11 protein-coding genes are annotated in these 12,065 nt (G+C 50.0%); 4 read left to right on the forward strand and 7 right to left on the reverse strand.

Features of this window, described 5'->3' with window-relative positions; all coding sequences use genetic code 11:
* Positions 1-25 precede the first annotated feature (25 nt).
* From K5677_RS13975 to K5677_RS13990, 4 genes are read left to right on the forward strand one after another with little or no spacing between them, the layout of a single operon-like run.
* Entirely contained in the window at positions 26-1,117 is a 1,092-nt protein-coding gene (locus tag K5677_RS13975) for a sugar ABC transporter permease YjfF (protein WP_296729186.1), read from the forward strand.
* Entirely contained in the window at positions 1,114-2,703 is a 1,590-nt protein-coding gene (locus tag K5677_RS13980) for an FGGY-family carbohydrate kinase (RefSeq protein ID WP_296729188.1), read from the forward strand. Before K5677_RS13975 ends, K5677_RS13980 begins: the two co-directional genes overlap by 4 nt.
* A gap of 15 nt (positions 2,704-2,718) precedes the next feature.
* On the forward strand, positions 2,719-4,152 hold the full coding sequence (gene araA / locus K5677_RS13985; RefSeq protein WP_296729191.1) for an L-arabinose isomerase: 1,434 nt from the start codon (positions 2,719-2,721) through the stop codon (positions 4,150-4,152).
* Entirely contained in the window at positions 4,142-4,828 is a 687-nt protein-coding gene (locus K5677_RS13990) for an L-ribulose-5-phosphate 4-epimerase (RefSeq protein ID WP_296729193.1), read from the forward strand. Before araA ends, K5677_RS13990 begins: the two co-directional genes overlap by 11 nt.
* A gap of 86 nt (positions 4,829-4,914) precedes the next feature.
* Here the strand turns inward: K5677_RS13990 and K5677_RS13995 are convergent, their stop codons facing one another.
* From K5677_RS13995 to rimI, 7 genes are all read right to left on the reverse strand, one after another.
* Entirely contained in the window at positions 4,915-5,685 is a 771-nt protein-coding gene (locus K5677_RS13995) for a type III pantothenate kinase (protein WP_296729195.1), read from the reverse strand.
* 17 nt (positions 5,686-5,702) lie between these two features.
* The gene (locus tag K5677_RS14000) at positions 5,703-7,220 is read right to left on the reverse strand and encodes a sialate O-acetylesterase (RefSeq protein WP_296729197.1); all 1,518 of its coding nucleotides are present in this window, start codon (positions 7,218-7,220) and stop codon (positions 5,703-5,705) included.
* A gap of 36 nt (positions 7,221-7,256) precedes the next feature.
* On the reverse strand, positions 7,257-8,201 hold the full coding sequence (locus tag K5677_RS14005) for a hypothetical protein (RefSeq protein WP_296729199.1): 945 nt from the start codon (positions 8,199-8,201) through the stop codon (positions 7,257-7,259).
* A gap of 197 nt (positions 8,202-8,398) precedes the next feature.
* Positions 8,399-9,436 (reverse strand): [FeFe] hydrogenase H-cluster radical SAM maturase HydE, encoded by a 1,038-nt coding sequence (hydE, locus tag K5677_RS14010; RefSeq protein ID WP_296729201.1) that lies wholly within the window; start codon positions 9,434-9,436, stop codon positions 8,399-8,401.
* A 1-nt stretch (position 9,437) separates the two neighbouring features.
* Positions 9,438-10,370, reverse strand: a complete 933-nt coding sequence (gene nadA, locus K5677_RS14015) for a quinolinate synthase NadA (protein WP_296729202.1) — start codon at positions 10,368-10,370, stop codon at positions 9,438-9,440.
* 103 nt (positions 10,371-10,473) lie between these two features.
* On the reverse strand, positions 10,474-11,484 hold the full coding sequence (gene tsaD / locus K5677_RS14020) for a tRNA (adenosine(37)-N6)-threonylcarbamoyltransferase complex transferase subunit TsaD (RefSeq protein ID WP_296729204.1): 1,011 nt from the start codon (positions 11,482-11,484) through the stop codon (positions 10,474-10,476).
* Between the two features lie 16 nt (positions 11,485-11,500).
* Positions 11,501-11,959, reverse strand: coding sequence for a ribosomal protein S18-alanine N-acetyltransferase (rimI, locus tag K5677_RS14025; RefSeq protein ID WP_296729206.1), 459 nt, complete (start codon positions 11,957-11,959; stop codon positions 11,501-11,503).
* Positions 11,960-12,065 lie beyond the last annotated feature (106 nt).

Raw genomic sequence — 12,065 nt, forward strand, 5'->3', positions numbered from 1 at the left:
CAAAGCGTGGAATGGAGGAATTAATATGCCGAAAACAGATATGGCTGTCGGCAGACCACGCCGACATCTGTTAAAGGGTATCTCAGATACCAATCTTCTCATGTCCATAACCATAGTGGTTTTCATACTGATGTATGTTTTCGCTGTATTCGGACTTGGACAGGGATTTCTCAAGGCACAGACATTTTTCAATATGCTGAATGCAAATGCCGCGCTTATAATACTTGCCTGCGGAATGACACTGGTCATGATAACAGGCGGTATAGATATTTCTCTCGGTGGTATGGCTGCACTGGTAAGCATGTGCTCAGCCGTCTACCTTGATATGCACAGCGGCAGCGTCTTTGGCGCACTGATGATATCGCTCGGTATCGGACTTGCATTCGGACTTGTACAGGGCTTCCTTGTAGCCTATCTTGATATACAGCCCTTCATAGTAACACTGGCAGGTATGTTCTTTGCAAGAGGTATGACCACCATTGTAAATACAAACCCATTCAATGTTCAGAACGAAGCGTTTGTAAAGCTCAAGGAAACAAGAATTATAATCCCCGGAATGGGCTCAATAAATAAAAGAGGCGACTATATCGACGCTTATATAGAGATAGGCGTTGTTATAGCACTTATCATTGTTGCCGCACTTTTCCTTTTCCTTAAATGGACCAAGACAGGACGCAGCTTCTACGCAGTAGGCGGCAACAAGCAGAGCGCACTTATGCTGGGAATAAACGTAAAGAGAACCACATTCCTTGCATATCTCATGTGCGGGATATTAGGCGGAATTGGCGGATTTGTTTACTTTATGCACGTTGGCTCGGGTTCAGCTTCTCATGCAACGGGTGCTGAGATGAACGCCATAGCTTCGTCCATCATCGGCGGAACTATGCTGACGGGCGGCGTCGGAAATATTATCGGAACATTTTTCGGCGTACTTTCACTTGCTCTTATCCAGAATATCGTATCATCAGTAGGACTTGACCAGGCATGGTGGACAGGAATCACAAACGCATCTATGCTTTGTATATTCCTTATCATTCAGAGTATCATCATCGCGCGCCGCAAAAAGGCTAATCTTGCGGCAGCAAAGCCTACAACAGCAAAAGGAGTTAAAACATGAGCAGTGCAGATGAGATCAGAAACGGCAAAGCGGTAATAGGTATAGAATTCGGTTCGACACGTATCAAAGCGGTCCTCATCGGAGAGGACCACTCACCGCTGGCTTCGGGAGTTCACGACTGGCAGAACGAAATGCTTGACGGTGTATGGACATATTCTCTTGATAACGTCAGAAAAGGACTTCGGGAATGCTTTGCCGACCTTATGAAAAATGTTGAGGAAGCATACGGAACAAAGCTTGAGACAGCCGCTGCCATAGGCGTATCAGCAATGATGCACGGCTATCTCGCATTTGACGGAAATGACGAGCAGCTCGTACCATTCAGAACATGGCGCAATACCATGACTGAGGAGGCTGCCGACAGACTCACAGAGGAGTTCAGCTTCAATATCCCGCAGCGCTGGAGCATAGCTCACCTGTATCAGGCGATGCTGAACAAAGAACCTCACATTGGCAGACTTGCCTTTATGACTACCCTTGCAGGATATGTACACTATATCCTCACAGGCGAAAAGGTCATCGGCGCAGGTGACGCTTCGGGCATTTTCCCCATAGACTCAAAGACCTGCGGCTATAACACCACAATGATGTCGAAGTTCGACAAGCTTGCGGAGGGTACTGCTCTCAACAAGAAGCTTGCTGATATTCTTCCCCGTATAGTCCCCGCAGGCGAGTGCGCAGGCAGGCTTACAGCTGAGGGCGCAAAGCTCCTTGATCCTACGGGAACATTCGGCGGCGATATACCCTTCTGTCCGCCCGAGGGCGACGCACAGACAGGCATGGCAGCCACAAACAGCATTACTCCCAGAACAGGAAATGTATCCGCAGGTACGTCGATATTCTCCATGATAGTTCTTGAAAAGGACCTCTCTGCGGTACACCGCGAAATAGATATAGTCACCACTCCCTGCGGAGATCCCGTGGCTATGGTACACTGCAACAGCTGTACCTCAGACCTTGACGCATGGTTCGGTATATTCGGCGGCTTCCTGAAGGAGATAGGCGTGGATATGCCGAAGGGACAGCTATACGACAAGCTTTATAGTCTGGCAGCAGAGGGCGCTCCCGACTGCAGCGGCGTTATCTCCTACAATTACTATGCAGGTGAGCCCGTTACAGGTGTAAAGAACGGACTTCCGCTGCTTATGCGCAGCCCTGATACTGCATTCAATATCAGAGACTTTATGCGCAGTCTTGTGTATTCATGCGTAGCCGCATTAAAGGCAGGCAATGATATACTCACCGAACAGGAGCACGTAAGCCTTGAAAGGATATATGCTCACGGCGGATTCTTCAAGACGCCCGTACCTACACAGAAATTCCTTGCAGCTGCACTGGGAGCAGATGTTACTCTCATGCAGACAGCAGGCGAGGGCGGCGCATGGGGAATAGCGCTTCTTGCTTCATATATGGTTAAAAAGAGCAGCGGCGAAAAGCTGACCGACTATCTCAGCAGCAGAGTATTTGCTGATATGAAGGGCAGCACAGTTTCTCCCGATAAGGAGGACATTGACGGTCTCAATGCATATATGAAGAAATATCTCTCGGGACTTTCAGCTGTCAGAGCAGCAGTCTCCGAGAATTGAAAGGATTGATAGAGGATGAAATTTTGGTTTATTACCGGCTCGCAGTTCTTATACGGCGAGGAAACTCTCAGACAGGTCGATGAAGACTCTAAGAAGATAGTTGCAGGACTAAAGCTGCCTTTCCCTGTTGAGTATAAGCTCACAGTAAAGACAGAGTCCGAGATACAGCGTATCATCAAGGAGGCTAACTATGATGACGAGTGTGCAGGCATTATTACCTTCTGCCATACATTCTCGCCCTCAAAGATGTGGATAAACGGACTTGCGCTTCTCCAGAAGCCGTGGCTCCACTTCCATACACAGTTCAATGAGACTATTCCAAATGAAGCAATAGATATGGACTATATGAATCTCCACCAGTCTGCTCACGGCGACAGAGAGCACGGCTTTATCGGAGCAAGGCTCCGCACACCGAGAGCTGTTGTGGCAGGTCACTGGCAGGATCCCGAGGTACAGGCCAAGATAGCTGAGTGGCAGCGAGCTGCTGTAGGCGTAATGTTCAGCAGGAACCTCAAAATAGTTCGCTTCGGCGATAATATGCGCGAGGTAGCAGTTACCGAGGGCGACAAGATCGAAGCACAGATCAAGCTGGGCTGGCAGGTAAATACCTTTGCTGTAGGCGATCTTGTTGAGATAATGAATGATGTTACAGACGCAGAGATCGACGCTCTTATGAAGGAGTATGCTGAGCTCTACGACTATAAAAAGGAAGACGAGGAAACTATCAGGTATCAGGCTCGTGAGGAGATCGCTATTGAGAAGATACTCGTCCGCGAGGGTGCAAAGGCGTTCTCTAATACCTTCGAGGACCTCCACGGTATGCGTCAGCTCCCAGGTCTTGCTACACAGCACCTCATGCACAAGGGCTACGGCTTCGGCGCTGAGGGCGACTGGAAGACCGCAGGCATGACAGCTATCGTAAAGGCAATGTATCCCGAGGGAAATACCTCTTTCATGGAGGACTATACATACGATTACAAGCAGCAGCTCATTCTGGGCTCACATATGCTGGAGGTTTGCCCCTCTATCGCAGCTGACAAGCCTCGCATAGAGGTTCACAAGCTGGGTATCGGCGGCAAGGAACCCCCTGCAAGAATTGTTTTCGAGGGCAAGGCAGGCTCTGCAAAGGCACTCTCCCTTATCGACATCGGCGGAAGGCTCAGACTTATCTCACAGGACGTTGAGTGCGTAAAGCCGTTCCAGTCTATGCCGAATCTCCCTGTTGCAAGAACTATGTGGAGACCTGCGCCGTCATTCCTTGAAGGGCTTGAATGCTGGATAGTTGCAGGCGGAGCTCATCATACAGTGCTTTCCTACGACATATCCGATGAGGCTGTCAGAAGCTTTGCCCGTATCATGGGTATCGAGCTCGTGGTCATCAACAAGGATACCACAGTAAACGGTCTTGAACGCGATATCATGATCGGAGATGTTATCTATGGACGTTAAGGAGCTGAAGGAACGTGTCCTGAGAGCAAATCTGCTTCTCCCCAAGTACGGGCTTGTTACCTTTACATGGGGCAACGTCAGCGAATACGACCGCGAATCGGGACTTATCGCCATTAAGCCCAGCGGTGTCGAGTACGACACCATGACGGCTGATGATATAGTTGTCCTGACGCTTGACGGCAAAAAGGTAGAGGGAAAGCTCTCTCCGTCAAGTGATACACCCACACATCTTGAGATATACAGGAATTTCGACGGAATATGCGGAGTAGTTCATACCCACAGCCGATATGCTACCTCATTTGCGCAGGCTTGTATGGGCATACCGCCTCTCGGTACTACCCACGGCGACTACTTCTACGGCGAGATACCCTGTACACGCGAGATGACAGACGCAGAGGTCGGCGGTGAATACGAGCTTGAAACAGGCAAGGTCATCGTTGAGTGCTGCAAAAACTATGAAAATATCCCTGCGGCTCTTGTTGCCAATCACGGTCCCTTCGTGTGGGGCAAGGACTGCATGGAGGCTGTGCATAATTCAGTAGTGCTGGAGGAGTTATCCGCTATGGCGTGGATAACAAAGACTCTCCGCTCCGACACACCGAATATGCCCCAGCGGCTGCTGGATAAGCATTTTTTCCGTAAGCATGGTGATAATGCATATTACGGACAAAAATAAATTTAAAGACCTCACTTTTAAAAAGGATTTTTCTCTCCAATTACCGAAAAAAGCTCTGTTTTGTAATGAAACAGAGCTTTTCTCGTTTATTTCTTATTCTTCTTGTAAATAATAGCAAGTCCCTTGATGAGAAGATTGCTGTCGAGGATTATTTCCCTCTTGCACAGCGGCACAACCAGCTCTGAGAGACCGCCTGTGGCAACGGCGGTGCATTTCTCGCCAAGCTCTTCCTCGATACGGTCGATTATACCGTCAAGAGCGCTTGCATTTGAGTAGAGGATACCGCTCTTTAAGCAGTCGATGGTATTTGTTCCGATAACGTGAGGCGGCACTTCAAAGTTTACCTTCGGGAGCTGTGCTGTACGGGCTGTAAGAGCGTCAGCCGCCACCTTCATGCCTGTGAGGATAAGTCCGCCGCGGTAATTCTTCTTGCTGTCAACTACTGAAAGAGTAGTCGCAGTTCCCATGTCGATGATTATCATAGGCACAGGGTACTGATTTATAGCCGCAACAGCGTCTACTGCCTGATCGCTTCCCAGTTGTGCAGGATTGTCGATGAGGATATTGAGCCCTGTCTTTACGCCGGGACCTGCTATCATTACGTCAACGCCGAAGAGCTTGCGGACAGCCTCCTTTACGGTAGCTGTAACCGAGGGAACGACAGATGACATGATAGCGTCGTGTATATCAGAGATGTTGAAGCTGTTCATTTCAAGAATGGTCTTGATAAGTACAGCGTATTCAGCGGCTGTAGCGTTGTGGTCGGTGCTGATGCGCTCGAAAAGCCGAACCTCGTCATTGTCGTCAACGCAGCCGAAAACGATATTGGTATTTCCGATGTCTACTGCTAAAAGCATATTTATCTCCTTTAAAATTAGTATTTGTCTGTGCGGAAAGGCGGTAAGGGCAGGTCGTTTATGCCGAAAAGCCCCACGTCCGCGTAATTTGTCCACTTGTAGCGGGCTGCGGCAGGAAGCTTGACCTTATCGCTGCGCAGCTCGATATACGGCAGTCTCACTGTTGCCTGTGCAGGGTAATAAACGCCGTCATCACCTGCTATTTCAAAGCCGTCGAGGCATTGCTCGTCCTTGCCTCCGAGTCCCATTTCGCAGTTTGTAAGGTGTATCACCATAGTTTCGCCGATGACCTCAAAGTTATCATACATAGGTGGCAGGGAATCGCGGCGTGTGATGACGCCGTAGACCTCGCTCATTGCCTGTAGGTAGAGCCTGTGGGCTACCTGAGACTTATCTACAGGGTGGATATTGTTAAATTCTCCGCAGTCCAGACAGACTGCAAGACCTGTATGCTTCACGGTTTTGAAAACATTTTCCTGAGCCTCGCGTATAAGTGCCCAGCTCTTTGTATCGGGGTCGTCGATGAACCTGAACATAGGCAGCTGTACTATCATAAACGGCAGCTCCTTGTCCTTCCATAGATCCCGCCAGTTCTCGATAAGTAGCTTGAGCAGTATCTCATAGGTGTTCGGACGGTGTTCGTCGGATTCGCCCTGATACCACAGTACACCTGCGAGAGTATAGGGAGCGATACGCTTTGTCATTGTTTCATAGAGACCGCAGGGACGCATTGGATTCTTTATTCCGGCAGGTCCCGGATAGCGGTCCTCGCCGCAGTTTTTCTGTACCTCGCTTCGTGTCGCACCGGGATGCTCGGCATAGAACGCCCTTTTGCGCAGCTCCCAAGCCCACTGATAGGCGCTGTATTCGTCGTACTCGGCTATCATTTCCTCGTCTGACTTGCCCTTGACAGCTTCATCGTATTCGTCAAGGTAGGGGCTAAGGCGCTTGTCACAGCTGAGATAGTCACGGCTTATCCACGCAGAAGCGGAGGAGCCGCCCCAGTTGCAGCCGATAATGCCTACTGTAACGCCCAGTCTGCGGCTCAGTTCCTTTGCAAAGTAGTAGCCTACAGCAGACCATGAACGAGAATTGTCGGGAGAGGGGGTACACCAGCAGCTCTCCTTTTCAGCCTGTTCAAGCTCGTCGTCAAGCATTGCGTATTTTGGAGTATAGTAAAATCTCACGTTCTCGCTGTAGCAGCCTGCCAGCGCCGCAGCGCCCCTGCGCTCATCCTTGAGCTCGAACTCCATATTTGACTGACCGCCTGCCAGCCATACCTCACCTATGGCAACGTTGCGGAACACCTTTTTCACAGCACCGCAGGTTATCTCAAGAGTACAGGAGCTGTACTCCTTTCGGGGCGGAAGCACCGCCTCCCACCTGCCGTCCTTTACAACGGCACGGGCAAAGCTTTCAAGCTCGGGTATGCGGACGGTTATTATCTTTTCGTTTTTGCTGCAAGTGCCGAAAATACGGATATTCTTGTTTCTTTGCAGCACCATGTTATCGCTGAAAACAGCAGCAGCCTTCATAGTGATTCACCTCAGTTCATTAAAGATCGCAGTGGTTTATTTGAATGAGAGCGCACCCGAATTCTCCATAGCCTTCAGGAGCATGAAGCGTGTTTCGTCGCGGTATTCGGGCTTAGCCATATAATACATATATGTTTCAAGGACGTTCAGCGGACTTGCTGTGCGTCCCTCTATCTTGAACTGCTCAAATCCCATAGGCACGTACTTCTCCCAGATATCATCGGGGGAGATATGTGTGCGGAGTTTTTTTATCTCAAAGAGACCTCTCTGGGAATAAGGACAGTCGCGGAAGTTATCGGGATCGTATTTTGATGAGTCAAAGGGGAGATTGGGGTATTTCTTGATGTGCTCGTTATAGGCTATCTGCTGGACGCCGATAGAGTGATAATGAGCTGAGCGGCGTGGACAGCCTGGCTCACAGCAGGCATTTGACAGGAACTCGATACGCGGTCTGTCAGCCATTGGTATCTGCTCAAGCAGGTCGAACCTGTTGTTAAGGTCGTAGTCCATAACCACTATGTGGTAGTCCTTTTTCAGCTCGTCAAGAAGTCCCTCAAGAGTGTTGAGGCGTTTGCAGGTAGAGCTTGTAAGCTTGTATTTCGGGAAATTCCTGCGGATATAGTCCTCCAGTATGGGTGACATAACGATAGCCTCGTTTAGCCCGTTATTGGCTAAATTCAGCACCATATTGCAGAACTGGTCGCTGAGATGCTTTTTTTCGAGGGCAGGATTTGTAAAGGTAAAGCGCAGAGGTATGCTCTTTTCGTTGAAGGTCTTGATGACGCTTTTCACGAAGGTCTTGTCACAGACGCCGCCCTGTGTTCTGCCGCCGTTCCAGATAGACGGCGGAAATACGCCGTAGAACGAAGCTATCTCAACGCCCTCGCGGAAGAGGTCGGGACGGCGCTCCAGAAGTTCTGCAAAGAGCAGATTGAGCTTGAAATTGCCTGAAAAGTCGGGAAGATGAAAACGTACTCGCATAGTATTCTCCTTAAATTATGATAAGTTGAAAGTTTAGAGTGTAGAGTTGAGAGTTATGGTGTCGCCTGCGGCGACGGATTCAAATTGTAGGGGCTGATGCCCATATCAGCCCGTGATTTATTAAACGGGGCGATGTAGGCATCGCCCCCTACAGGCTAATGGCTAACGGCTTCAAATTTTGCCTTGCAAAATTTGATTTAATCTATGCAGTCTCCGCGCTCTTGGGCTATCTCGTAACCTGCTGACTCGATACGTCTTTGCAGACAGCCCCTGCACTCTGCGGCTTCCTCGCCTGTGCATATCTTATTATCGTAGAGGTCGTACTTCTTACGTACTCTGACAGGGGAAAGATTAGGCATTACTACATTACAGCCCGTCTGTAATCCCAGCTCTCTGCCGTTGGGAGCGATAGTGCCTAAAGCCGTTGTGGCTGGCAGAAGCACCTTCGGGAACATAAGTCTGAGTATACCGAGCAGTCTCAGCGTCAGTGACAGTGTACCGCCATTTTCTTCGGCAAACTGTGTGTTGTGGTGAGGTATGAACGGTCCTATGCCTATCATTTGCGGCTGAAGCTCCTGCAAAAAGCGCAGGTCTGCGATGATATGCTCTGTGGTCTGATATGGAGCTCCAACCATGAAGCCCGAGCCTACCTGATAGCCCAGCTCTTTCAGCTGAAAAAGGCAGTCCTTGCGGTTTTGCAGGCTCATTTCCTCAGGGTGGAGCTTTGAATACAGCTCCTGTGAAGCGGCTTCATGACGGAGCAGGTAACGGTCTGCACCTGCCTCCTTCAGCCGTTTATAGCTTTCATATGAGCGCTCTCCGAGAGACAGTGTTACCGCACAGTCGGGGTACTTCGCCTTTATTTCCGAGATGAGGGGACAGAGAAATTCATCGGTGAAGAATGCGTCCTCGCCGCCCTGCATTACAAAGGTGCGGAAGCCAAGCTCATAGCCGTTTTCACAGCATTGAAGTATGTCCTCACGGGACAGGCGGTAGCGGTCAGCCTCGGTATTTCCGCGGCGTATACCGCAGTAAAGGCAGTTGTTCTTACAGTAGCTCGACACCTCGATAAGTCCGCGGAGAAAGACCTTTTTCCCATAGCTTTTCTGCCTTGTCTCGTCGGCGTATTTTTTCAGAAGCTCTGCCGCTTCTTTGTCATCTGTCTCAATAAGTGCGGCAAGCTCATTGTCGCTGAGGTCGCCTGTATAGTAAAGCTTTTCGACTAAGTCTATCATATCAGCCGCCCAGCCTTATCATTTCATCTATGCATTTTCTCGCCTGTGCGATAAGCTCGTCGTTCATGAGTATCTCAAAGGCTTCGCCGCCATTGCCGCTTATAGCGAGGAGAGTATTGTAAATGTCGGGCAGAGTTGTCAGCTTCATGTTGTGACAGACAAGGTCACGGCTCACGGGGTAGAATTTCTTGTCGGGACAGTCATACTGCAAATGCTCTACGATAGAATTCTCAGTTCCGATGATAAATTCGGTCTTGTCGGACTTCTTTGCATAGTCCATGATGCCTGTCGTTGAGCCGACGTAATCGGCAAGCTCCACTACCTTCGGAGTACATTCGGGGTGTACAAGGAAAAGTGCGTCGGGGTGCTCCTCCTTAGCGGCGAGAACCTCCTTGACGGTTATCCTTGCATGAGTGGGACAGCCGCCGCTCAGGAGCTTTATATCCTTTTCGGGGCACTGCCTGCTGATATAGTCGCCGAGGTTGCAGTCAGGGATAAAGAGTATCTTGTCGTTTTCGAGAGCCCTGACGATACGCAGAGCGCTTGACGAGGTAACGCATACGTCGCAGACGGTCTTGAGAGCGGCAGTTGTATTTACGTATGCAACTACAGTGCGGTCAGGCTCCTTTGCGCGTATAGCGCTGATAAGGTCTTTGTCCATCTGCTCAGCCATTGGACAGCCTGCGTGTTTGTTGGAGAGGTAAACGTGCTTCTGGGGTGAGAGCATTTTTGCAGTCTCTGCCATGAAGTGAACTCCGCAGAAGAGGATATTTTCCTGTGATACGCTTTTTGCGTCAACGCTGAGCTTGTAGCTGTCACCGACGAGGTCGGCTATCTCGCATATCTCACGTGCCTGATAGCAGTGCGCGAGGATCGCGGTGTTAGTCTCTTTTTTGAGCTGGATTATCTTATCCTGTAATTCATGAACAGTCATAGTTTTTTCCTTTCGTCTTTGCTTATATGGGGCGATATACACGCTGCCCCGTTTGGAAACGAATGATATTTATGTGGTCGGGCGGATAATATCCGCTCCTGCGTCAGATGTCTTCCATTGATAATGTCGCTATAGCATTGAGACTTTCGTCGGCGGTTATGCCTGCAAGGAGATTATAGCTGCCCTGACAGGCTATCATAGCGCCGTTGTCGCCGCAGAGCTTCTTTTCGGGCATATAGAACTCATAGCCGTGCTTTCTGCAAGCCTCTGATAAAGTCTCACGTACTCCCGTATTGGCGGAAACTCCGCCTGCAAGTGCTACCTTTTTGTAGCCGAGGGCTTCTGCGGCACGGATAGTCTTGTCCGTGAGTATCTCTGCAATAGTTGATTGCAGACTTGCCGCAAGGTCATTGCGGTTTATCTCTGTGCCCTTCTGCTCGGCGTTGTGGAGCAGATTTATCACGTTGGTCTTCAGTCCCGAAAAGCTGAAATCGAATTCGCTTCCCGCAACAGCAGGGTGTGGCAGCTTAAATGCACTTTTATCGCCTGTTTTTGCGGCGTTGTCGATATGTACTCCGCCGGGATAGGGGAATCCCATAGCCCTTGCGCACTTGTCGAAGCACTCGCCTGCCGCGTCGTCGTGAGTTCTTCCCACTACGCGGAATCTGGTATAGCTCAGAACCTCGATTATATGGCTGTGACCGCCGCTTGCCACAAGACAGAGGTAAGGCGGTTCGAGGTCGGGAAAGGTCAGATAATTTGTGGCGATATGACCTGCGATATGATGTACGGGTATGAGGGGCTTTCCCGAGGACATTGCAAGAGCCTTTGCAAAGCTTACTCCCACAAGGAGAGCGCCGATAAGTCCGGGGGCGTATGTAACGGCGATACCGTCAAGGTCTGAGAGCTTGACCTGAGCCTCGTCAAGCGCCTGACTTACTACCCCGAGGATATTCTCGCAGTGTCGGCGTGAGGCTATTTCGGGAACGACTCCGCCGTATTTTCTGTGCTCCTCTATCTGCGTGGATATGACAGACGAGAGTATCTCACGCCGGTCGCGCACTACACTTGCGGCGGTCTCGTCGCAGGAGCTTTCTATTCCGAGTATAAGCATACTATATCTTCTTTCGTTATTTATTGTCTTTCAGTCGGCAGACCATAACGTCTGCGTCTTCAACAGGGTTATTGTAGAACCGTTTCCGCACGCCTGCCTTTTCAAAGCCGAAGCTCTTGTACAGCTCGATTGCGGCGGTATTGGACTGCCGCACTTCAAGGGCTATACTTTCAACATCTTTGGGCACGGCTGTTAAAAAAGCCTCCATGAGCATTCTTGCAACGCCCTGTCTGCGATACTGCGGAGCTGTTCCCACAGTGAGTATCTCGCCTGTATCTGCGGCTGTGAAGCCTGCAATAAGACCTGCAAGGGTATCTCCGTCATATGCGGCAAGGATAATGCTCTCAGGACGTGCGGCTTCCTCGCGGAAAGCCTCTGCCGACCAGCCGTCAGCACCTACGCAGAGCTTGTCAAGTGCAGAAAGCTCATCGCAGTTGAATTGAGAATTGAGGATTGAGAATTGAGAATTATTCATTGTTTTTTCTTTTTACACCTGATTTGTAGGGGAGAACAGTGTTCGCCCGTTATTATTTGTGCATTATTCCACGGGCGCACAATGTGCGCCCCTACAGGCTAATGGC

The sequence above is a fragment of the Ruminococcus sp. genome, from assembly GCF_024684275.1.